This window comes from Comamonas koreensis, assembly GCF_014076495.1.
Taxonomy (GTDB): domain Bacteria; phylum Pseudomonadota; class Gammaproteobacteria; order Burkholderiales; family Burkholderiaceae_C; genus Comamonas; species Comamonas squillarum.
Map to the genome: position 1 here is coordinate 341,305 of NZ_CP043575.1, position 22,433 is coordinate 363,737.

General features: G+C 66.8%; 21 protein-coding genes. 10 read left to right on the forward strand and 11 right to left on the reverse strand.

Going from position 1 to position 22,433, the window contains the following annotated elements; genetic code table 11:
• The first annotated feature begins 160 nt into the window (after positions 1-160).
• The 7 genes from F0Q04_RS01675 to F0Q04_RS01705 are packed head-to-tail and all read left to right on the forward strand — an operon-like array spanning position 161 to position 6,606.
• On the forward strand, positions 161-1,387 hold the full coding sequence (locus F0Q04_RS01675) for an ABC transporter substrate-binding protein (protein WP_198424340.1): 1,227 nt from the start codon (positions 161-163) through the stop codon (positions 1,385-1,387).
• Entirely contained in the window at positions 1,384-2,160 is a 777-nt protein-coding gene (locus F0Q04_RS01680; RefSeq protein ID WP_116927588.1) for an ABC transporter ATP-binding protein, read from the forward strand. Before F0Q04_RS01675 ends, F0Q04_RS01680 begins: the two co-directional genes overlap by 4 nt.
• Positions 2,157-2,879, forward strand: coding sequence for an ABC transporter ATP-binding protein (locus F0Q04_RS01685; protein WP_116927589.1), 723 nt, complete (start codon positions 2,157-2,159; stop codon positions 2,877-2,879). Before F0Q04_RS01680 ends, F0Q04_RS01685 begins: the two co-directional genes overlap by 4 nt.
• On the forward strand, positions 2,879-3,742 hold the full coding sequence (locus F0Q04_RS01690; protein ID WP_232539479.1) for a branched-chain amino acid ABC transporter permease: 864 nt from the start codon (positions 2,879-2,881) through the stop codon (positions 3,740-3,742). The genes F0Q04_RS01685 and F0Q04_RS01690 overlap by 1 nt, the downstream gene beginning before the upstream one ends.
• Positions 3,739-4,644, forward strand: a complete 906-nt coding sequence (locus tag F0Q04_RS01695; RefSeq protein WP_116927590.1) for a branched-chain amino acid ABC transporter permease — start codon at positions 3,739-3,741, stop codon at positions 4,642-4,644. Before F0Q04_RS01690 ends, F0Q04_RS01695 begins: the two co-directional genes overlap by 4 nt.
• 2 nt (positions 4,645-4,646) lie before the next feature.
• Positions 4,647-5,210: a carboxymuconolactone decarboxylase family protein gene (locus F0Q04_RS01700; RefSeq protein ID WP_182344138.1), complete on the forward strand. Its 564-nt coding sequence runs from the start codon at positions 4,647-4,649 to the stop codon at positions 5,208-5,210.
• Positions 5,211-5,232: 22 nt separating this feature from the next.
• Positions 5,233-6,606: an LLM class flavin-dependent oxidoreductase gene (locus tag F0Q04_RS01705; RefSeq protein ID WP_182344140.1), complete on the forward strand. Its 1,374-nt coding sequence runs from the start codon at positions 5,233-5,235 to the stop codon at positions 6,604-6,606.
• A gap of 97 nt (positions 6,607-6,703) precedes the next feature.
• Here F0Q04_RS01705 and F0Q04_RS01710 read toward each other — a convergent pair whose 3' ends face one another.
• The 11 genes from F0Q04_RS01710 to trpB all read right to left on the reverse strand — a co-directional run bounded on the left by F0Q04_RS01710 (position 6,704) and on the right by trpB (position 18,654).
• Positions 6,704-7,315, reverse strand: a complete 612-nt coding sequence (locus tag F0Q04_RS01710; RefSeq protein WP_021024826.1) for a peroxidase-related enzyme — start codon at positions 7,313-7,315, stop codon at positions 6,704-6,706.
• Positions 7,312-7,830, reverse strand: a complete 519-nt coding sequence (locus F0Q04_RS01715) for a CMD domain protein (RefSeq protein WP_116927594.1) — start codon at positions 7,828-7,830, stop codon at positions 7,312-7,314. The genes F0Q04_RS01710 and F0Q04_RS01715 overlap by 4 nt, the downstream gene beginning before the upstream one ends.
• Positions 7,831-7,846: 16 nt before the next feature.
• Positions 7,847-9,154, reverse strand: a complete 1,308-nt coding sequence (locus tag F0Q04_RS01720) for an acyl-CoA thioesterase/bile acid-CoA:amino acid N-acyltransferase family protein (protein ID WP_116927595.1) — start codon at positions 9,152-9,154, stop codon at positions 7,847-7,849.
• Positions 9,154-10,722: an ABC transporter substrate-binding protein gene (locus F0Q04_RS01725; protein ID WP_182344142.1), complete on the reverse strand. Its 1,569-nt coding sequence runs from the start codon at positions 10,720-10,722 to the stop codon at positions 9,154-9,156. The genes F0Q04_RS01720 and F0Q04_RS01725 overlap by 1 nt, the downstream gene beginning before the upstream one ends.
• A 72-nt stretch (positions 10,723-10,794) precedes the next feature.
• Positions 10,795-11,823, reverse strand: coding sequence for an ABC transporter ATP-binding protein (locus F0Q04_RS01730; RefSeq protein ID WP_116927632.1), 1,029 nt, complete (start codon positions 11,821-11,823; stop codon positions 10,795-10,797).
• A gap of 5 nt (positions 11,824-11,828) precedes the next feature.
• The gene (locus F0Q04_RS01735; protein ID WP_116927597.1) at positions 11,829-12,857 is read right to left on the reverse strand and encodes an ABC transporter ATP-binding protein; all 1,029 of its coding nucleotides are present in this window, start codon (positions 12,855-12,857) and stop codon (positions 11,829-11,831) included.
• Complete coding sequence (locus tag F0Q04_RS01740) at positions 12,854-13,792, reverse strand: ABC transporter permease (protein ID WP_182344144.1); 939 nt, start codon at positions 13,790-13,792, stop codon at positions 12,854-12,856. Before F0Q04_RS01740 ends, F0Q04_RS01735 begins: the two co-directional genes overlap by 4 nt.
• Entirely contained in the window at positions 13,789-14,763 is a 975-nt protein-coding gene (locus tag F0Q04_RS01745; RefSeq protein WP_116927599.1) for an ABC transporter permease, read from the reverse strand. Before F0Q04_RS01745 ends, F0Q04_RS01740 begins: the two co-directional genes overlap by 4 nt.
• Positions 14,760-16,247 (reverse strand): SidA/IucD/PvdA family monooxygenase, encoded by a 1,488-nt coding sequence (locus tag F0Q04_RS01750; RefSeq protein WP_116927600.1) that lies wholly within the window; start codon positions 16,245-16,247, stop codon positions 14,760-14,762. Before F0Q04_RS01750 ends, F0Q04_RS01745 begins: the two co-directional genes overlap by 4 nt.
• 11 nt (positions 16,248-16,258) lie before the next feature.
• On the reverse strand, positions 16,259-17,260 hold the full coding sequence (locus F0Q04_RS01755) for a LysR family transcriptional regulator (RefSeq protein WP_116927601.1): 1,002 nt from the start codon (positions 17,258-17,260) through the stop codon (positions 16,259-16,261).
• 194 nt (positions 17,261-17,454) lie between these two features.
• Entirely contained in the window at positions 17,455-18,654 is a 1,200-nt protein-coding gene (gene trpB, locus F0Q04_RS01760; protein ID WP_409935115.1) for a tryptophan synthase subunit beta, read from the reverse strand.
• A 101-nt stretch (positions 18,655-18,755) separates the two neighbouring features.
• On the opposite strand from trpB, the gene F0Q04_RS01765 reads away from it, so the two are divergent.
• The 3 genes from F0Q04_RS01765 (at position 18,756) to F0Q04_RS01775 (ending at position 22,385) form a co-directional block, all read left to right on the forward strand.
• A complete protein-coding gene (locus F0Q04_RS01765) occupies positions 18,756-20,270 on the forward strand; it encodes a DUF2868 domain-containing protein (RefSeq protein ID WP_182344146.1) in 1,515 nt (504 codons plus the stop codon).
• Positions 20,271-20,292: 22 nt separating this feature from the next.
• A complete protein-coding gene (locus F0Q04_RS01770; RefSeq protein WP_182344148.1) occupies positions 20,293-21,888 on the forward strand; it encodes a DUF3482 domain-containing protein in 1,596 nt (531 codons plus the stop codon).
• Between the two features lie 143 nt (positions 21,889-22,031).
• Positions 22,032-22,385, forward strand: a complete 354-nt coding sequence (locus F0Q04_RS01775) for a signal protein (RefSeq protein ID WP_182344150.1) — start codon at positions 22,032-22,034, stop codon at positions 22,383-22,385.
• Positions 22,386-22,433: the final 48 nt, after the last annotated feature.

Here is a 22,433-nt window from a genome sequence, read left to right on the forward strand (position 1 = left end):
ATGCACGCGGGCAGCGCTGCCGCATGTCCACCCTTATGCAGAAAACGCGTTTAGTAAGTCAGAAAAATTAGTTCCTCCCGCAACGCTGACTTCGCACAATCCCCCTTTTGCGCCGCGCAGCCCTGCTGCGAACGGCGGTTTTTTGAAAGCGGATATGGGCGTGAGCAAATTGGGTCAGTGGCGGGTCTTGGGCGTGGCGGCAGCGTCGCTTTGTGTGGTGGCCGGTGCCAGTGCGGCAGGTGCAGCCAGTGCCCCCAGCGGCGCCCCCATCCGTATCGGCTTGCTGGCCCCGCTGACCGGATCGGGTGGCGCCTATGGCAAGGAAGAGGAAACGGCGGCCAAGGCAGCCGCAGCCCATATCAATGCACATGGCGGTGTGCTGGGCCGTCCGCTGGAGATCGTCGTCGCCGATGACGAGACCACGCCCACAGCCGGCGTGTCGGCCGCGCGCAAACTGATTGATGTGGATGGCGTAGTAGCGATCACCGGCGTGTGGAGCAGCGCGGTGGCGCTGGCCGTGCGCCCGGTGGCACTCGAGAAGAGTGTTGCGCTGCTGCCCGTGGGCTCGGCCGATGAGCTGACCGAGGGCGACAACAAGGGCCTGGTCTGGCGCTTCCAGACCAATGGCAAGAACTGGGGCCAGGCCTTTGCCAATGTGGCCTACAAGGATGGCGCGAGGACCGCCTCCATCCTGGTGCTGCAGACGCCCTTCACGCTCAGCACCGTCAAGCCCTTTGCCGAGCGCTTTGCGCAGCAAGGCGGCAAGGTGCTTGACACCCTCTACTTCAACCCCAACCAGCCCTCGTACCGGGCCGAGGTGGAAAAGATCTTCAGCAAGAAGCCCGATGCGGTCTTCCTGCCCAGCTATATCCCCGAGTTCAGCGCCATCGTGCGCGAGATCTACCGCAGCGGCTACGAAAGCAAGCTCTACACCTTCAGCCATGCGGCCGACAGCGGCGGCAAGTTTGTGCAGAACGTGGGCAAGGCCGCCGCCGAAGGCGTGAACCATGTGCAGGCCACGCCGGTGGGCAACAACGCCAGCTACCAGCTCTACCTCAAGCAAACGCAGCAGCCCGAAGGCACCATCGTCGCCTTTGGCGCCAATGTGTTTGACGAGATCAATGTGCTGGCGCTGGCCATCGAAAAAGCCAAGAGCGCCAAGGCGGCCGACTTCAGCAAGGAAATCGCCAATGTGGTCAACACCAAAGGTCCCGATGTGCACGACCCCGTGCAGGGCCTGCAGCTGATTCGCGCAGGCAAGCCTTTCCGCTATTCCGGCGCGACGGCGGACTTCCGCTTTGCGCCCAATGGCGACCAGGTGGACCTGGACTACGGCCACTACCGCGTGCTCAACGGCGTGAGCAAGCTGGTGGGCACCACCAAATGAGCCTGCAGACAGACGATCTGCTCAGGGTTCAGGATGTTCATGTAGGTTTTGGTGAATTCACCGCGCTGGACGGTGCCCACCTGCGCATTGCGCGCGGCGGCATCACCGGCATGGTGGGGCCCAATGGTGCGGGCAAGTCCACCTTGTTCAACGTGCTGGGCGGCCAGCAGGCCCACCAGGGCGGCCGGGTGCTGTTCGACGGCCAGGACATCACGCACTGGTCCGTGCACCGCCGCGCCCAGGCCGGGCTCACCCGCACTTTTCAGATCTCGCGCGAGATGGGCGCGCTCACGGTGCTGGAGAACCTGCTGCTCGCCGCTCCCCAGCAGCCCGGCGAAAAGCTCTGGCATGCGCTGCTGAACACGGCGGCCGCCCGCCAGCACGAAGCCCAGGCGATGGCACAAGCCCAGTCCCTGCTCGAGCGCGTGGGGCTGTGGCGCCTGGCGCATGACCGGGCCGACAGCCTCTCGGGCGGCCAGAAGAAACTGCTGGAGCTGTGCCGCGCGCTGATGCTCAAGCCCCGGCTGGTGCTGCTCGACGAGCCGGCGGCCGGCGTCAACCCGGTGCTGGTCGGCGAGATTGCGGACTTCATCCGCAGCCTGCAGGCCGAAGGCATGAGTTTTGCCATTGTGGAACACAACATGGACATGATTGCCGCGCTGTGCGACCCGGTGTATGTGCTGGCCCAGGGCAAGGTGCTGACCCAGGGCAGCTTTGCCCAGGTGTCTGCCAACGCGCTGGTGGTCGAGGCCTACCTCGGAGGTGTGGCATGAGCGCCGAACTGCGTCTGGACAGCGTCGTGGCCGGCTACGGCGCGCGCGCCGTACTGCATGCCGTGAGTCTGGATGTCGCACCCGGCTCCAGCCTGGTGGTCGTCGGCCCCAATGGCTCGGGCAAATCCACCTTGATGCGCGTCGTGACCGGGCTGATCCGCCCGCAGTCGGGCCGCGTCATCTGGGATGGCCGCGACATCACCGCCCTCGATGCGCCGGGCCGCGCACGCCTGGGGCTGGGCTATGTGCCGCAGGAGGCCAATGTGTTCCGCAACCTCTCGGTGCTGGACAACCTCAAGCTCGGCCATGAGTTCATCGCCAGCGGTGGCGCCAGGGCCTTGCGCGAGCGGCTCGATGCGGTGCTGGCGCTGTTTCCCGAGATCGTTCCCAAGCTGAACGTGGCCGCTGGCTTGCTCAGCGGCGGCCAGCGGCAGATGGTGGCCATGGGCGCGGCGCTGATGCCCTCACCCCGGCTGCTGGCGCTCGATGAGCCCTCGGCGGGCCTGTCGCCGCTGAATGCATCGCGCCTGTTTGACGTGGTGCAGCGCGTGGCGCACACCGGGGTCACCTTGTTCATGATCGAGCAGAACACCCGCCTGGGTCTGGCCGCTGCCGACCGGGGCCTGGTGCTGGTCGCCGGCCAGGTGCGGGCACGCGCGCCCAGCCAGGAGCTGCTGGCCAACGGCCAGCTGCAAAGTCTTTATCTGGGAGCGCACTGATGCTGGCGCAACTCATCTTCAACGGCCTGGTATCGGGCCTGCTCATTGCGTTGCCGGCCTTGTCGCTGGCCTTGATTTTCAGCGTGCTGCGCTTTGCCAACTACGCCATTGGCGCGATGGTGACCACCGGCGCGTACCTGGTCTATGCCTTCAACGGCCCGCTGGGCTGGCCGCTGCCGCTGGCGGTGGCCGCCGGCATGGCGCTCAGCGTTGCGCTTTCGCTGCTGCTCGACCGGCTGGTGTTTGCGCCGCTGCGCGGGCGCTCGGGCGTCACCTTGCTGGTGGCCTCGATCGGCCTGGGCCTGGTGCTGGAGAACCTGGTGCGCCTGGTCGCCGGCAATGCGCCGCGCGGCTTTGGTGTGGAGATTGCCCGGCCCGCGCGCCTGCTCGGCCTGCGCGTCAACCAGGAGCAGCTCATCACCCTGGTCTGCGTGCTGGTGGCGCTGGCGCTCGTGTGGCTGGTGTTCCGCTTCACGCGCCTGGGCCGGGCCATGCAGGCGGTGGCCGACAACCCCGATCTGGCGGACGTGCGCGGCATCTCGCGCAAAAAGGTGACGGCCGCGGTCTGGGCGCTGGCCGCCGCAATGGCGACCTTGTCGGGCGTGCTGATCGGGCTCGATTCGAATGTGGATCCGCAAATGGGTTGGAACTACCTGTTGCCGGTCTTTACCGCAGCCATTCTGGGCGGTATCGGCAGCCCGATGGCGGCAGTGGCGGGCGCGCTGCTGCTGGGCGTGACCGAAGAGCTGGCCACCCTGTTGCTGCCGCCCCACTACCGCACGGTGGTGGCCTTTGGGGTCATGGCCTTGCTGCTGCTGCTGCGCCCGCAGGGTCTCTTTGGTGCCAAGTGGGTGCGCAAATGACAAGCTATCTGATTGCAACCCTGGTGCTGGTGGTCATCGCCACCTTGTCGGGCCTGGCGCTGAACCTGCAGTGGGGCCTGGGTGGCCTGGTTAATTTTGGCCTGTTCGGCTTTTATATGCTGGGCGCCTATGCCTGCAGCCTGCTGCAGATGCAGGGCCTGCCGCCGCTCGCTGCCATGCTGCTGGCGCTGCTGCTGACGGCAGCGGCCAGTGCGCTGGTCAGCTTGATATCCGTACGGCTGAGCGAGGACTACCTGGCCATCGTCACCTTGGGCTTTGCCGAATCGCTGCGGCTCTTTATCAGCTACGAGGAATGGCTGACCCGGGGCACCTTGGGCATCCCCAACATCGTGCGGCCTTTTGCCGAGCTGGTGCCCAGCGCCTGGCGCGACCTGTTCTTTCTGGGCTTTTGCCTGGTCTGGCTGGCGCTGGTGTTTGTGGTGCTGCAGCGCCTGGCGCGCTCGCCCTTTGGCCGCCTGCTGCGCGCCACGCGCGAGGACGCGGGCGTGGCCGAGGCGCTGGGCAAGAACGTGCTCTGGGTGCGGGCGCGCAGCTTTGCGCTGGGCGGCGCCATCCTGGGCATTGCCGGCAGCCTGCACGCCTTCTACTACACCTATATCGACCCGACCCAGTTCAGCACCATCTTGACGGCCTACGCCTTCATGGCTGTGATCCTGGGTGGGCGCGGTAGCCATGCCGGCGTGCTGGTTGCCGGCTTCACGGTGATCCTGCTGCTGGAGGGCAGCCGCATGCTGGCCGGCGTCGTGCCCTGGCTCGATGGCACGCAGCTGGCCGCCATCCGCCTGTCGCTGGTGGGCCTGCTGCTGCTGGCGATGCTGATCTTCAAACCCAACGGCCTGCTGCCGGAGTACCGGCTCGGCCCCCGCTCTCAAGGAAAATAGCCATGTCCCGAATCACCCGCAAATCCCGCGACGACCTGCCCGCCGCAGAGCAGCCGCTGTGGGACCGCATGCTGGCCGCTGGCGACTTTGCCGACCAGGCCGGCGTCATGGCGCAGCGCCTGCCGATCTTCTCGCAGACCTGGGCGCTGCTGCTGCAGCTGGGCCAGGAAGCGGTGCTGCCCAGGCGCTACACCGAGCTGGCCATCGTTACCGTCTCGCTGCTCAATGCATGCGAGTACTGCATCGACCACCATGGGCCCAAGCTGCTCGTCGAAGGCCTGTCAGAACAAGGCGTACAAAGCCTGCTGGACTATGCCAGCCACCCCGAGCTGGGCGAGGTGGACCGCCTGGTGGTGGAATACGCGATCACCGTGACCCGCAACTGGAGCCAGACGCGCGACGAGATCTTTGTGCGCCTGCACCAGCATTTCAGCGAAGCGCAGATTGTGGAACTAACCTGGCGCACCGCGCTGTGCGGCGCCTTCAACCGCTTCAACGACATTCTGCAGGTGCAGACCGCGCCCCTGGCCAGCGCTGCGGCCAGCGCGGCCACTGCGCAAGTCTGAGCACCTGGAGGGATTCCATCGCATGAGCAGACAGCCTCGGCGTGAACTGCGCCTCAACAGCTTCCAGATGGCCGCGCCCTCCCACAACTGGGCCGGCCTGTGGAAGCACCCGCGCGACAACCAGGCGCAATACCACCAGTTGCGCTACTGGGCAGACATGGCCCGCACGGCAGAGCGCGGCCTGCTCGACGGCATCTTTATCGCCGATGTGTTCGGCATCTACGACGTCTACGCCGGCAATGCCGATGCGGCGCTGGTGGCAGGGGCCCAGTCCCCGCAGCTCGACCCGACGATGCTCATCTCGGCCATGGCCCTGGTGACCGAGCACATCGGTTTTGGCGTGACAGCCAGCCTCAGCAACGACCACCCCTTCTCCTTCGCACGGCGCTTTGGCACCCTGGACCACCTGACCAACGGCCGCCTGGGCTGGAACATCGTCACCGGCTACCTGGAAAGCGGCGCGCGCGGCCTGGGCCGCGATAGCTTGCGCGACCATGACGAGCGCTACGAAGTAGCCGAAGACTTCATGGCCGCGATCTACCAGCTCTGGGAAGGCAGCTGGGAGGCCGGTGCTGCCGTGCGCGACAAGGACAGCGGCGTGTTCACACACCCCGAGCGCGTGCATGCCGTCGCCCATGACGGCCCCTACTACCGCGTGCATGGCCGGGCGCTGGCCGAGCCCTCACCCCAGCGCACACCCCTGCTGTACCAGGCTGGCAGCTCCGCGCGCGGCCAGCAGTTTGCCGGCCGCCATGCCGAGGCCTGCTTTATCAACGGCCCCACACCAGCGGCAGCGGCCAAATCGGTGAAGGCCTTGCGCGAATCAGCCCGCAAAGCCGGGCGCGATCCCTACGATCTGCTCACCCTGCTGGGCGCCACCGTGATCGTTGCGCCGACGACCGCTGAATCCCAGGACCTGCGCGACGACTACCGCCGCTACCTGGACAGCGCCGGCCAGCTGGCGCTGGTCTCGGGCTGGACCGGCATGGACCTGTCCCAGCTGGGTCTGGACGATGTGCTGCCCTTTGCCAAGACCAATGCCATACAGTCCACCGTCGAGCACCTCACGCGCAACACGCCACAGCCGCCCAAGGTCCGCGATCTGCTGGATTTCAGCCCCGTCGGTGCGCGCGCACCGGTCTTCATCGGCTCGCCGGTTGATGTGGCCGACCAGATGGCCCATTGGGTCGCCGAGAGCGATATCGACGGCTTCAACCTTGTGCGCACCGTCATGCCCGAGAGCCTGGACGCCATCGTCGACCTGCTGATCCCCGAGCTGCAAAACCGGGGCATGTTCAAGACGCGCTATGCGCAAGGGACACTGCGCGAAAAGCTGTTCCCGGCAGGGGGCAAGCTGCTGCCGGCCAGCCATCCGGGCGCCGCCTACCGGCGCTGATGTTCCAGCAGACGGCCACAAGGACCACCCACAAAAAACAACCCCCACCACCCGGAAACAGGCGATGGGGGTTGGCACATCAGCGCAGACAGCCGCTTTAGGCTTCCGGCATCAGCGGCTCGCCCAGGTTCAGCATCAGGCGGTTGGCCCAGGCAAAGATCGCGTCCGAGTGCAGGAGGTCCAGCACCTCGCCGTCGTTCAGGCCCTCGGCCTTGAGCGCATCGATGTCGGCGGCGTTGATGGCGGCGGGCTGCTCGGTGATCTTGATCGAGAACTGCACGATGGCCTTTTCACGCGCCGTGGTGCCGGCGGTGGCGGGCTCTTCGAACACCTGGGCGATGGTGTCGCTGCGCTTGGCCAGCTGCTCAAAGCGCTGCGCATGGACCGACGCGCAGTAGACGCAGCCGTTGATGCGCGAGACCACGGTGGAGCCCAGCTCACGCTCGGCACGCGAGAGGCCGCCGGGCGCATACATGATGGCGTTGAAGGCGGTGGAGCGCTCGCGCAGGATCAGCGGCTGGTGCACCAGGAACAGGTAGTAGTCCGAGGTCTTGGCCTTGGGGTGGCTTTCTTCGAGCACGGCCATCTGGTCGGGCGTGGCCTGGCCCAGCTGGACCACATCCAGCCAGGCCTTCCACTCCAGCGATTCGTTGGTAAAGCCGTGGGCGCGGATGACCTGGGCGGGTTGGAATGCGGCGGGCGTGCTCATGCGGTGGCCTCCTCGGATGCTTTCATGGCTTGCAGGCCGGCGACAAGGCGGACCTGGTAGGAGAGAAACGCGATCAGCTGCGACAGCGCCACAACGGCCGGGGTGCTGATGCCTGCGGCTGGCAGGGTTTCCAGCGCCGCCTTGTCGCCCTCGATCGGGTTCTCGATCAGGGTGCGGGTAAAGGCCAGCATGGCGGCCAGGCGCGGGTCTTGCGCATCCTGGGGCTGGCCGGTCTCGGCGACGGCGATCAGTGCAGCATCGACTGCCAGCTGCTGCAGGCGTTCGCGGTAGTGGGCAACCAGCTCGGGCGCAGGGGTCAGGCGGCAGGCGTAGAGCGCAACCAGCAGGCGCTCGGCCAGGCTGATGCCCGGCAGCGCCGGATCAAACAGCGCCTGGTAGCTGCCCTGGGTGGCGGCCACCACCTTTTCACGCTGGTGGCGCGCCGCATAGGTGCGGCTGCCCGGTGCCAGACCGACCAGCCGGTCGATCAGGTCATCGCTGGGGGATGTGGACATGCAAGACTCCTTGGATTTATGGTTGTGCAGCGCCGGCCTTGGCCGCCACCGCGCGTTCTAGAAACTGCAGCACGCCCTGCCAGGACGCGGCATCGGCATGGGCGTTGTCGGCCGGGTTGCCACCGCCGGTGCTGACCTTGCCCGAGACCGGGTGCGCGTAGACCAGCTGCGTGGTCGGCACATAGGGGAACAGGATCGCGTGGCCGGCGCGCTCAAAGTCCAGCCACTGCACATCGTGCGGGTGCTGCACCTCGGCCAGCTTGTCGCGCACCATCTGCGAATACACGCTCGACGGCCAGGAGCCATCGTCGGTGGCCGACAGCAGCATCACCGGGCCCTGGATGCGCTCGACCGGGATGCGCGCACGCGCCACGGCCTCGGCATCAAGCAAGGCGGTGCGCATCGCGCGCTCATGGCGGTGGGGCGATGGACCTTCGTCAAACGGTGCCCAGCTGGCTGTGCGGTTGTTCTCCCAGATGTGGGTCAGCGGTTTGCCGCCCAGCAGCCAGGTTGGGCCTTCGCGCCCCACCTGCGGGTCGCAGGCGTTCTGGCCGCTGTGCACAAAGGCGCTGGGCACATAGCCCACCACGGCCGATACCTGCTGCGCAAAGGTGGCCCCCAGCAGCAGCACCAATTCCCCCCCGCGCGACTGGCCGCTGAGCGCGACAAAGTCATGCGCCGGTTGCACCGTGCGGCGCAGCCATTGCAGGCCTTTTTCAAAATACTCCAACGGGGTGTTGGAGATGTAGGGCGACAGGCCAGGCGCCTTGAAATACGCCAGCGCAAAGGCCGCATAGCCGCGCGATGCATAGAGCGCCGCGCGCGGCTCATTGATGCCGCCGCCCGAGCCGTTGACGATCATCACCGCCGGGTGCGGGCCGGCGCCAGCGGGCAGGTACAGGGTACCGACCAGCCCGTCCTCGCGCACCTCGCGGCGGGTCACGCCGGGGGCTGCGAGCTGCTGGCTCAAGCTTGCCTGCGCCTGCGCAGTGCCTGTGCTGGCCTGCAAGGTCGTCAGCAGCGCATCGGTCACCGGCTGGTTGAACAGCTCGCGGCTGGTGGATGCCACCGGGCTTTGCGACCAGACCAGACCCATGCCATCGGCACCGGCATAGCTGCCGGAGACGGGCGCATCGCGGCGCAGATCTACCGTCCCCTTAGCATCGGCGATGAAACGCGCCTGCGCGCGCCACAGCACGCCGCTGCGCGGGGTCTCGGCAGTCACCTCCACCGCCTCACCGGGCTGGGCGCCTTCGATACGGATGTGGCGTGCCACATCGATCAGCGCGTCCGCCTGGTCCATCGTGATGGACAGCTGGGCCATCAGGGTGCCACCTTGGTCACCATCGATGCGGTGGTGCGGTCGCTGCTGAACGGGGTGACCTTCAGGCCCTTCTTCGCGGCCCAGATATTGCGGTAGTGGAACAGCGGGATGATGCCCACATCATCGGACACCACCTTGGCCGACTGGCGCAGGATGCTCTCGCGCTTGGCCATGTCGAACTCTTCGGTGGATTCGGTCAGCGCCTTGTCCACGGCCGGGTTGCTGTAGTGGCCCCAGTTGGAGGCGCCCAAGCCCTTCTTGGCATCGACCGTGGCCAGCACGTTCACCAGCGCATAGCTGGCCTCACCGGTGCCATTGCCCCAGGCCAGCATGCTCATCGCATATTCGTTCTTGTTGGCGCGGCCCGAGTACACGGCCCAAGGCACCACCTCCACCTGGGTCTTCACGCCAATGCGGGTCCAGAACTGGGCCACCACCTGGGCGGTTTCCGGGCCTTGTGGGTAGCGGTCGTTGGGCACATGCATGGTCAGCTTGAAGCCTTCGGGGAAGCCGGCATCGGCCAGCAGCTTCTTGGCCTTGGCGGCATCAAAAGGAATGTTCTTGATGTCGGGGTTGTAGCCATAGGTGTTCTTGGGCATCCACTGGTTGGCCTCGGTGGCCGCGTCCTGCAGGATGCGGTCCACGATGGCGCCCCGGTTGATCGCCAGGTTCAGCGCCTCACGCACGCGCTGGTCCAGCAGCGGGTTCTTAGGCAAAGGCTTGCCGGCGTTGTCGGTGATGAAGGCATTGGGCGCCGGGTTGAAGCTGGGCTGCAGCAGCATCACGCGCAGGCCGTCGTAGGGGTAGACGGTGACATTGGGCGCATTCTTCAGGCGCGCGAGATCAGAGACCGAGACCTTGTCGATCACATCCACATCGCCGGCCAGCAGCGCAGCGGTGCGCGATGCGGCATTGTTGATGTAGCGGTAGTTGACCTTGTCCCAGATCGGCTTGTCACCCCAGTAGCCATCGTTGCGCTGCATCACCACGCGGTCGCCTGGCGTGTAGGACACCCATTTGTAAGGGCCCGAGCCGACCATGGCCTTGCCCGAGTTGTAGTCTTCGGTGGCCGATTTTTCGCCCACATGCTTGCTGACGATGTGCACCGAGGCCAGGTTCAGCGGCAGATCGGGGTTGGGGATGTTGGTCTTGATGATCAGCGTGTGCGGGTCCTTGGCCGTCACCGATTCGACGGTGCGCAGGTAGCCGGCAAAGGTGGCCACGCTGCCGGGCACGGCGCGGGCGCGCTGGTAGGAGTAGATGACGTCCTCGGCGCTGAAGGCCTTGCCGTCCTGCCACTTCACATCAGTGCGCAGCTTGAACTCCCAGGTCTTGGGGTCCAGGTTCTTCCAGCTCGCAGCCAGGCCGGGCTGCAGCTTGTTGTGGTTGTTCTGCACCAGCAGATCCCAGAAATGCAGGTCCACCGAGCGGTCGCCGGCATGGTTGTTGAGCTGGGGGTCCATCGACGAGACCGGGTCGGCAAAGCCGATGTTCAAGGTCTGCGCATGGGCAGCCAGGCCAGCGCCCATCAGGGCAGCGGTGAGGGAAGAGACGATGATGCGTTTCATGGCGAACTCCTGGTGAAACTGTGAAAACGGTTCGAACAAATACGGAGAAAAAGGCGGCGCTCAGCTGAGCGCTCAGGCGTCGTTCAAATGGCAGGCGCTTTGGTGCTGGATGGCGATGCCCTTGAGCTGGGGCGCCTCCACCTTGCAGCGCGGCATGGCACGCGGACAGCGCGGATGAAAGTGGCAGCCGCTGGGTGGGTTGAGCGGGCTGGGGATTTCACCCTGGATGGCCGAGTAGGTCTTGTGGCGCGCGTTCATGTTCGGCACCTCGGCCAGCAAGGCCTGGGTGTAGGGGTGGTTGGGCCGGGCAAACAGCTCCTCGACCGGCGCGGTCTCGATCACGCGGCCCAGGTACATCACCACCACCCGGTCGCAGATATGCTCGACCACGCCCAGGTCATGGCTGATGAACAGATAGGTCAGGTGCAATTGCTCGCGCAGGTCCATGAACAGGTTCAGGATCTGCGCCTGGATCGACACATCGAGGGCGGCGACCGCCTCATCGCAGACCAGCATGCGGGGCTGCACGGCCAGCGCGCGGGCAATGCCGATGCGCTGGCGCTGGCCACCGCTGAACTGGTGCGGGTAGCGGCTGCGCAGCGCGGGGTCGAGCCCGGCGCGCTCCATCTGCGCGCAGACGTAGTCGTCAAAACCAGCCTGGTCGACCAGACCATGGATACGGGCCGCCTCGCCAACGATCTCGTCCACGCGCAGGCGCGGGTTCAGGCTGGCGTACGGGTCCTGGAAGATCATCTGGATGCGCAGGCGCTCGACATGGCGCTCGGCCGGCGTCAGGCTGGCCATGGCCTTGCCGGAGAACAGCACCTCGCCATCGGACGGGGGCAACAGCCCCGCCGCGATGCGGCCCAGGGTGGACTTGCCGCAACCGGATTCGCCCACCAGGCCCACCACCTCGCCGGGGCGCACCAGCAGATCGACCTGGTCGACCGCGCGGGTGACCGGGTGGGGCTTTTCCAGCCCCAGGCTTTGCAGCAGTCGGCCACCAATGCCTGGCTTTTGCTCGCCAAAGCGCTTGCTGACCTGGCGCAGCTCGACCACCGGGGTGTCTGCCGCGCTGTCGGCTGCTGTGGTATTCGTCATCTCGTTCATACGCGGGCCTCCAGGCCTTGCGGCGCGGTGGCACCAAGGGTGCTTGGGGCGCTGGCGGTCAGCGCCGGGTGAAAGCAGCGCACCAGGCGGCCGGGCAGCGGCTCGGTCTGCTCAGGCTGGGCCTGGCAGGCGGCAGTGGCGCGGGTGCAGCGCGCGGCAAAGGCGCAGCCGGGAGGAAGCTGCAGCATATTGGGCGTCATGCCGGGAATCTGCTGCAGGCGGCTGCCGCGCCGGTTGTTGGCCGGCAGGCTGCCGATCAGGCCAGCGGTATAGGGGTGCAGGGGGCTGTCCAGCACGGCATCGACGCCGCCTTGCTCAACGATGCGGCCGGCATACATGACAGCCACTTCATCGGCCAGACCAGCCACCACCGACAGGTCGTGCGTGATCCAGATCAGCGCCGTGCCCTGCTGGCGCGCGAGCTTTTGCACCTCGGACAGGATCTGCGCCTGGATGGTCACATCCAGCGCCGTCGTGGGCTCGTCGGCAATGATCAGATCGGGCCGGTGCAGCATCGCAGTCGCAATGGCCACGCGCTGGCGCATGCCGCCCGAGAGCTGGTGCGGGTAGGCCTGCAGGCGCTCGTCTGGGCTGGCAATGCCCATCATCGCCAGGGTCTCGCGGGCCCGCTCACGCGCCTGGGCCTTGCTGGCCGAGGTGTGGGCGCGCACCGCTTCGATCATCTGCGTGTCCACGCGCAACACGGGGTTGAGCGTCATCATCGGGTCCTGGAAGATCATCGCGATGCGGTTGCCCTGCAGCTGGCGCAGCTCGCGCGGCTTGATCTTGGTGATGTCGCGGCCCTGGAACAGCACCTCACCGCCGGTCACGCGGCCCGGTGCATCGACCAGGCCCATGATGGAAAAGCCGGTGACGGACTTGCCCGAGCCGGACTCGCCGACCAGGCCCAGGATGCGGCCGCGCTCCAAGGTGAAGGACACATCGTTGACCGCGCGCAGGGTGCCGGCGCGGGTCGCAAACTCGGTGCGCAGATTACGCACCTGCAAGGTGGGCACGCTGCTCATCGGGTGTTCCTCGGGTTCAGGACATCGCGCAGGCGGTCGCCCACCAGGTTGATCGCCACGATGGTGACCAGCAGCGCAATGCCGGGGTAGAAGCTGATCCAGTACTGGCCCGAGAGCATGAACTGGTAGCCGTTGGAGATCAGCAGGCCCAGCGAAGGCTCGGTCACCGGCACGCCCAGGCCCAGAAAGCTCAGGGTGGCCTCCAGGGTGATGGCGCGGGCGATCTGCAGGGTGCCGATCACGATCAGCGGCGGCAGGCAGTTGGGCAGGATGTGGCGCACCATGATGCGCCAGTTGGGGATGTCCAGGCAGCGCGCCGCCTCGACATACTCGCGCCGGCGCTCGACCAGGGCCTGGCCGCGTGCCGTGCGGGCGTAGTAGGCCCATTCCAGGATCACCAGGGTCAGCACCACATTGCCCACGCCCTTGCCCAGGTAGGCGAGGATCATCATCGCCACCAGGATCGAGGGGAAGGACAGGATCAGGTCCACCACGCGCATGATGATCGTGTCGGTCTTGCCACCGGCATAGGCGGCCAGCAGGCCCAGCAAGGTGCCCACCACGCCGGCAATCAGCGCCGAGCCCACGCCCACCAGCAGGCTGATGCGCAGGCCGTAGAGAATCGCCGAGTACAGATCGCGCCCCTGGCCATCGGTGCCCAGCAGGTAGTGGAAGCTGGCCAGCCCATTGGCTGAGCCCGGCGGCTGGCGCGCATCGAGCACATCGAGCTGCTGCAGGTCATAGGGGTTCTGCGGCGTGATCCAGGGCGCGACGAGCGCCGCCAGGATCAGCACGACGGCGACGATCAGGCCAAACAGCGCCAGGCGCGAGGCCAGAAAATCGGCCACATGCGCGCGCCAGGGCGAAGGCTGGCGCAGCGCCGCGGCCGGGGCCGTGCCCACGGGGGCGTTGGCAGGGGTGTTGGTGCCGCTCATGCTGCGCCCTCCAGGCGCACGCGGGGGTCGAGCACCTTGTACAAGATATCCACGATCAGATTGAGCGTGACAAACAGGCAGACCACCACCACCAGGTAGGAGACGATGACGGGACGGTCCAGCGCATTGATGCTGTCCAGAATCAATTTGCCAGCGCCCGGCCAGGAGAAGATGCTCTCGGTCACCACCGCAAAGGCGATGGTCGAGCCCAGCTCCAGGCCCAGCACGGTGACCAGCGGAATCATCGTATTGCGCAGCACATGCAGGCCCACCACACGCAGCGGCGACAGGCCCTTGGCGCGGGCAAACTTCACATAGTCGAGCGGCAGCACCTCGCGCACACCGGCGCGCGTCAAACGGATCACCAGCGAGATCTTGAACAGCGACAGGTTGATCGCAGGCAGCAGCATGTGTCGCAGGCCATCGGTGGTCAGAAACGACCACTGCGCGCCCAGGAACTCCACCGTCTGGCCGCGCCCGCTCGACGGCAGCATGCCCAGCGACACGCTGAAGGTCATGATCAGCATCAGGCCGACCCAGAACGTGGGCAGCGAAAAGCCCACGATGCTGCCGGCCATGATGGATTTGGAAAACCAGCTCTCGGGGTAGAGGCCGGCCAGCAAACCCAGCGGCACGCCCAGCACCACGGCGATGACCAGCGCGGCAATCGCCAGCTCCAGGGTTGCGGGCAGGCGCTGCAAAATCAGCTCGATCGCCGGCACGTTGTAGACAAAGCTCACGCCCAGGTTGCCCTGCAGCGCGCCGCCGACAAAGCCCAGGTACTGGCGCCACAGCGGCTGGTCAAAGCCCAGCTGGGCGATGATGCGCGCGCGCTCGACCTGGTCCACGTCCTGGCCGATGAGGATATCGACCGGGTTGCCGATGGCATGCAGTCCGACGAAGACGATGACCGTCATCAGCAGCACCACCACCACGGCCTGCACAAGGCGGCGCAGCAGCCAGCCGATCATGGTGCGCCCGCCTTGTCCAGCAGTGCGGTGGCCTGGCCAGGTGGTTCAGCCGGCGTCCACTCATCGCCAAACACCTCGGGGTCGCTGAAGGCCTGCAGCTTCTCGAAATGCCACTGCACATCTTCGGCATACAGGCGGCTGCTGATGCCCTGTGCCAGGCGCTCGGCGCCCACGCTGATCGCAGGAATATCGCCGGACACCGTGCCATGCGTCAGCGCGGCCGGGTAGGAGAACGCATGGATGCGCTCCAGCCCCGGGCAGGCGCCGGGAATCTTTTGCTGCAGCTCGAAGGCCGGGCCCAGGTCGGGCGAATCGGACAGCTCCTGGTCGTCCTCGCCCTCGGGGTGGCGGTAGCGGTCGCCCCAGTTGCGCACATGGGCGGCAAAGGGCGCAAACTCGCTGCGCGCATTCCAGTCGATGCGAAAGCCGGTGGAGAACACGACAAAGTCCAGGTGGAACACGCCCTTGGAGGTATGGACGCGGATCTCGTCGCCGGTCCATTCCATGCGCTCGATCGCGCAGCCCAGGTTGAAGCGGGCATTGGCATGGCGCGAGACGCGCAAGGTGCTGCCCCGGGGTGGCGGCACCTGCTGCACATTGATGTAGTGGCGGATCTTCCACTTCCAGTCGTCGGGCAGCTGCAGGTGGCCATGGGTCAGGCCCGGGCTGCCGGCACCCTTGCCCTTGTTGACGCGGGGAATGTCGTTGCGGCGGATCAGCAGATCAACGCTGGCCGCGCCGCTCTCCAGCGCCGTCGCTGCGCTGTCCATCGCCGAGGCACCGGCCCCCACCACGCCGATACGCTGGCCAGCCAGTTGGGCGTAATCGGTGCTGTCTGACGAATGGGCCCAACGGTCGCGCGGCAGGCTGCGTGCCATCTCGGGCACATAAGCGCCGCCCAGGCCGTCGCGGCCGGTGGCCAGCACCACATGGCGCGCCAGCACCTTGCGTGCGCCGCCGGGCGTCTCCAGATCGAGCTGCACCACGCCATCGGCGCCGCGTGGGCGCACGGCCAGCACCTTGTGGCCGTTGTGCACCGGCAGCGCCAGCACCTGGCGGTACCAGCGCAGGTAGTCCATCCACTGCAGGCGCGGGATCTTGTCGAGCGCCTCCCAGGCCTCCAGGCCGAACTGCGACTCGAACCAGGCGCGGAATGTGAGCGCCGGTTTGCCCAGCGCCGGGCCGGTGAGCTGCTTGGGTGAGCGCAGCGTTTCCATGCGCGCCGTCGTCGCCCAGGGGCCTTCAAAGCCCGCCGGCGACTGGTCAAAGATCTCGGCCGGCACGCCCATGAAGCGCAGCGCCGCGCATGCGGCCAGGCCCGACATGCCGCCGCCGATGATGGCCACGGGCAGCACCGGCTCGCCCTCCAGCGCGGTCTCGGGCAGCCAGTCCTTGGCGGGCAGGTCCAGCCAGGCCAGGTCCTGGCGCACCCGGGCTTCGAGTGCGGCCAGCCCCTGGGGCGGCAGTAAGCGTTCGTCGTTCATGCGTGGTTCTCTCAAAATTCTGGTGTGCCCGCAGCGGGCCGCTGGCCCTCGGGCAGCATTTCTTCCAGCAGCGCGGCGTGGGCGCGTGCGTCATGCAGTACAAAGCCGGGCAGCAGCGCCTGCGCCACCTCGGTCAAGGCCTGGCACAGCGCATCCATCGCAGGCGTACACGGCGTGGCCTGCTGGCTGACCACGCCAAACAAAAACGGGATCTCGGTATCGAGCGGGCGTACCACCACGCCTTGCAAAGGCAGGCCCAGCGCCGTCACCGGCTCCAGCACCGACACGCCCAGGCCGGCGCGCACGGCGGCCATCGCATTGACCGAAGCATTGGTTTCCATGAACTGGGTCTCGCCCGGCTGCGCGCCCGGGCGGGCAGCGGCAAAGGCTTCATCGAGGCGGCCACGCAAGCGGTAGGGGTTGGCCATGGTGATGATGCGGCGCTCGGCCAGTGCCAAAAGCGGCACCACGTCCAGCGCGGCCAGTGGGTCCGCTTCGGGCAGCACCGCCACGCAGGGCGCGCGGCCAATCCAGTGCACCTGCAGGCCCCGGTGCTCCAGCGGCAGGCTGCTCACGCCCAGCTGGGCGGCCCCCGTCAGCACGCCTTGCGCCACCTGCTCGGGCGAGGCGCTGCGCAGCTGGATGTGCGAGATGCTCTGCGCCATCGCGCCTTCGAGCCGCGCCAGCGCCGCAGGTACCAGGCCCGCGGCCAGCGCCGGCGTGGCCAGCAGGTTCAGCGGGCGTTGGCTGCCGCCTGCAATCTCGCGGGCACGCTGGCGGATCTGTTGCAGGCTGTGCAGCGCATGGGCCACATCCTCGTACAGCAAAAAGCCTTGTTCATTCGGGGTAATGCGCGGGCCGTTGCGGCTGAACAGCGCGTAACCAATCTCCTGCTCCAGCTCCTGCACCAGGCGGCTGATCGCGGGCTGCGAGCGGCCCAGCATGCGCCCGGCGGCCGTCACGCTGCCGGTCGAGATCACGGCCGCGAAGGCCTCAAGCTGGCGAAGTTCCATGGGTATTGAATGCGAAAACCGCATTCTGAGCTATCGAGTATGCAATCCACAAATACTAAATAGACATATCCAAATAGCAGAAGCGTATTTACCCGAGTACCAGGCGACCTGCGCTATGCCGTAGCCACGCAAAAAAGGGAGCATGCGCTCCCTGCGTGACGGCCGTTTCCGGCTGCTTCTAGCTCAAAACTCGCTCAGAGCCCCAGCTTCTTGGCCACATAATCGGCGTCCTTGTCGCCCCGGCCCGAGAGGTTGACGAGGATGTTCACCCCCTTGTCCAGCTGCGGCGCGATACCCATGGCCCAGGCGACGGCATGGGCGCTTTCGAGCGCCGGGATGATGCCCTCGACCCGCGACAGGGTCATGAAGGCGTTGAGGCAGGCCTGGTCGTCCACGGCTTGGTAATCGACCCGGCCCAGGTCCTTCAAGTAGCTGTGCTGCGGGCCCACGCCGGGGTAGTCCAGGCCCGAAGCGATGGAATGCACGGCCGCAGGGCTGCCATCGGCGTTCTCCAGCACATAGCATTTCATGCCATGGATGGCGCCGGGCTTGCCCACCGACAAGGTGGCGGCATGCTTGCCCGGCTGGTCCACGCCCTCGCCCGCTGGCTCCACGCCCACTAGCTTGACACTGGCATCGGGCAGAAAGGCCGTAAAGATGCCCATCGCATTGGAGCCACCGCCCACGCAGGCGGCCACATAGTCGGGCAGCTTGCCGTGCCGGGTCTGGAACTGCTCGCGCGCCTCGCGCCCGACGATGGACTGGAAGTCGCGCACCATCTTCGGAAACGGGTGCGGGCCCACCACCGAGCCGATCGCATACAGGTAGTTCGTCGGGTCCTTGAGGTATTCCTCAAACGCGCTGTCCACCGCCTCCTTCAGAGTCGCCTGGCCAAAGGTCACCGGCACCAGCTTGCAGCCCAGGATGCGCATCTTGGTGACATTGGGGTGCTCTTTTTCGATATCGACCTGGCCCATGTGGATCTCGCAGGGGATGCCCACCAGCGCGCAGGCGGTGGCCAGCGCCACGCCATGCTGGCCGGCGCCGGTCTCGGCAATCACCTTGGTCTTGCCCATGAACTTGGCCAGCAGCGCCTCGCCCAGGCAGTGGTTGATCTTGTGCGCCCCCGTGTGGTTGAGGTCCTCGCGCTTCAAATGGATCTGCGCGCCGCCCAGCTGCTCTGACAAACGGCGGGCATGGAAGATCGGGCTGGGGCGGCCCACATAGTCCTGGAACAGCTGCTGGAGTTCGTCCTGGAAGTCCTGGCGCTGCACGATCTGCTCGTAGGCCTCGGCGATGTCGTCCATGGCCTTTTTCAGATGCGGGGGCACCAGCTGGCCGCCGTAGTCACCAAAGAAACCGTTGGCATCGGGCATCTCAGCAAAGTTCATCATGGTTGTCATAGGCTGCTTTATCTCTGTGAAGGCAAAGCTTGTTGATACCACAGCACTCCAGGCAAAACCTTGCAGGTTTTCCCGATGCCACAATAGCTGCCATGAAAGCTGACGCCGTTCGTGACATCGCCCTGGCCCATGCCATCGAGACCTCACCGCCCCATGAGGCCCTGCCCAGCGCTGCGCGCTGCGAGGCCATCACGCAGGAGGTGCTGCACACCTTGGGCAAGCCCGCGCTGGGTGGCAAGGCCGGCCAGGCCGCCTTTGCCCAGTTTCTGCAGCTGCGCGCCAAGCGCATCATCCAGGCCAGCCAGTTGCCCGCTGATGTGCGCCAGCTGTGGCAGCATGCCCCGGGCCTGGCGCACTGGGCACCGCTGGCGATCGGCCTGCTGGCGCTGTGCCTTGGCTTTGCCAGCCACCGCATTACCGATCCGCACCGGGTCGATCTGATGTCGCTGTCGCTGATGGGCATCGTGCTGTGGAACCTGCTGATGTACACCGTGCTCTTGCTGCGCAGCCTGCTGCGCCTGGCACGGCGCCAGCCAGCGCGCGTGGCGCCCTGGGAGCCCACACAGCCCACGCCAGCCGGCACGGCACCCAGCGCGGCTGCTGCCGATGAGCACCCCGGCTGGATCGCCCGCCTGCGCGGCAAGGCCATGCCTGCGCTGCGCGGCAGCGGCCTGCGCAAGATGGCGCTGCGCTTTGAGCGCAACTGGTGGCAGGCCAGCGAAGGGGTGCGCAATGCGCAATGGCTGCTGTGGCTGCACCTGGGCGCGGCGCTGGTCGCCGTGGGCGCACTGGCCTCGCTCTGGCTCACGGGCCTCACCAAGGAATACCAGGTCGGCTGGGAGAGCACCTTCCTGTCGGCCCCGCAGGTGCAGCACTGGCTCAACCTCCTGTTCGCCCCCACCCAATGGCTGCAGTGGACGACGCCCTGGAGCCTGACCGATATCCAGGCGCTGCAAGGCTGGGTGAGCAGCAGCCTGCCCGCGGCGCCATCGGCCCCGGCAACCCAGGCCATGGCAGCCCCCGCCTCCGGTGTCGGCGCGCGCTGGGTCTGGGCCTATACCGCCTTGCTGGGCGCCACCGTGGTGGTACCGCGTGTGCTGCTGGCGCTATGGCAAGGGCTGCGCGCGCGCTGGCGCAGCCAGCACCTGCAGCTGCCGCTGAACCAGGCCTACTTTGCCCGGCTGCAGCGCGACTTTGGCGGCCTGGCCACGCGCCTGGTGCTGCTGCCGTTCAGCATGGATGTGACGCCCGAGCGGCGCGCCGCGATCGACCACTTTGCGACCGATCTGTATGGCGCCGGCGCCCATGTCGACTGGCTGCCGACGCTGGCCTATGGCGCTGCGCTGCCGGCCGTCGATTTGGCGCCCGCTGCGCAGGCCATTGCGCTCATCAACCTGTCAGCCACGCCCGAGGCCGAGGTACATGGCGAGCTGCTGGCCCAGCTGCGCAGCCGCTTTGGCGCCAACGGCCAGCTCTGGCTCTGGGCCAGTGACTTTGCCGCCCGCAATGCCGGCGCCCCCCGCCGCCTGCAGGAGCGCGAAGCGCTGTGGCAGGAATTTGCCCAGCAGCACGGCTTCAACGCGCAGCTGATCACCACCGGCACCTGACGAGACCCGCACGATGACCGAGATGACGAACGCCCCCCCACTCCCCGCCGCTGTGCCGCAGGCAGCGGATGCAGCCAACGACCAGACCATCGCCTGGTGCCTGCTGTCGCACACCAATATCGGCAAGACCACCCTGGCCCGCACCCTGGTCGCCGAGGACATTGGCGAAGTCCAGGACGCCGCCCATGTCACCAGCCAATCGCAGCGATACCTGCTGCAGCGCACCGAGCAAGGCGATGAACTGTGGCTCTGGGACACGCCGGGTTTTGGCGATTCGGTGCGGCTCTACAACCGCTTGAAGCAGCAGGGCAACCCGCTGGGCTGGTTTCTGTCCAATGTCTGGGACCGCTGGCGCGACAAGCCCTTCTACATGAGCCAGCGCGCCTTGCAGGCCGCGCGTGACCATGCCGATGTGATGCTCTACCTGGTCAATGCCGCCGAAGACCCGGCCGACGCCGGTTACTGGGCCAGCGAGATGCGCATCCTGCAGTGGATGGACAAGCCCGTGCTGGTGCTACTCAACCAGATCGGCAGTGACACCACAGCCACCCAAACCGCCGCCGACCTGCAGCGCTGGCGCGCGGCGACGGCCGAGTTTGCCGGCACCGTGCGCTCGGTGCAGGTGCTCGATGCCTTCACGCGCAGCTGGTGGCATGAAAAGCAGGTGATGCAGTCCATCGCGCCGCTGCTGCCCGATGCCAAGCAGCCGGCTTACCAGCGCCTCTTGCAAACCCGCGCACAGCGCCAGCAAGCGCGCGAAGCGGCCAGCCTGCAGGCCCTGGCCGAGCAGCTGCTGCTGGCGGCCACTGCGCAGGAGACCGTGCAGACCAGCGACAACAAGCTCTGGCAGCGCGCCTGGAGCAAGGTGAGCGGCTCGGTTGCACAGGCCATCCGTGGCAGTGGTCCTGAGGGCGCCGAGCTCAGCCCCGAGCAGACCGCCGCGATGCAACGCCTGACCCAGTCCCTGCAGCAGGCCGACCTGGCCAGCACCCAGGCGCTGCTGGCGCTGCACCAGCTCGATGGCCAGGCGGCCAGCCAGATCCAGCAGCAGCTCAAGGACCACCTGAAAACCAGCACACCGCTGGATCCGCAGACGGCCAGCCTCTGGGGCGCGCTCACGGCTGGTGCTGCAACCGGCCTGGGCGCCGATATGGTGGCCGGCGGCATGACCTTGGGCGCAGGCGCGCTGGTGGGCGCCTTGGTGGGTGCCGTAACCTTTGCCGGTGCCGCCTGGAGCGCCAACAAGATGTTTGACCAGCAGGCCCAGCGCTTTCACCTCTCGCCCGAGTACCTGAGCGCCTTGACCGGCCAGCTGCTGCTCAAGTACCTGGTGATCTCGCACTTTGGCCGGGGACGCGGGCGCTACACCAGCCCCAGCGCGCCGGCGCAGTGGAGCGAGGCCGTGCAGGCCGCCGTGCAGCACCGCGCCACCCAATGGCAGCAGCAGTGGAAGGCGCTGGGCAGCCTGGCCGCCGATGCCGGTTTGAGCGACGAGGCGCGCGCCGCCCACTTGCAGGCGCTGCAGCTGCAGCTCGGTGAATGCCTGCACCAGGCGCTAGGCCGCCTGTACCCCGACATGGATCGACCGGCAGGCAGTGCTCATGCCAACAATCAATAAAAACAAGCAATTACAAAATTAATGACGATAAAAAACATATATCCGCATTGACCCGGTTGTTTTTTGCAGGTGCCCGTCGCAGCATGGGGGTGCCATGGCCCTGAGGCCCGGCATCCCTTGCAACAAAACGACAGGAGAGTTCTATGCGCAATACCTGGAAAGCCTGGATCAGCGGTATCGCCCTGTGCAGCACAGCGGCAGTTTTTGCCCAGACACCGGCAGCGGGCACGGCACCTGCGGCCAAACCAGCCCCTGCCGCCAAGGCCGCGCCGGCGGCCCCCGCAGCAGCAGCGCCAGCGGCCGCTGCCGACAAGGCCAAGACCCCCGCCCCTGGCGGCGGTGCCGGCAAGGTCTGGGCCAATACCAGCTCCAAGATCTACCACTGCCAAGGTGACCGCTACTACGGCACCACCAAGCAAGGCGAGTACATGACGGTGGCAGATGCGAAAGCCAAGGGCATCCAACCGGCCAAGGGCAGCAAGGCTTGCAACAGCTGATCGGCGCCGCCCCGCACCACCCAGACCCTGCGCAAACCCGCAGGGTTT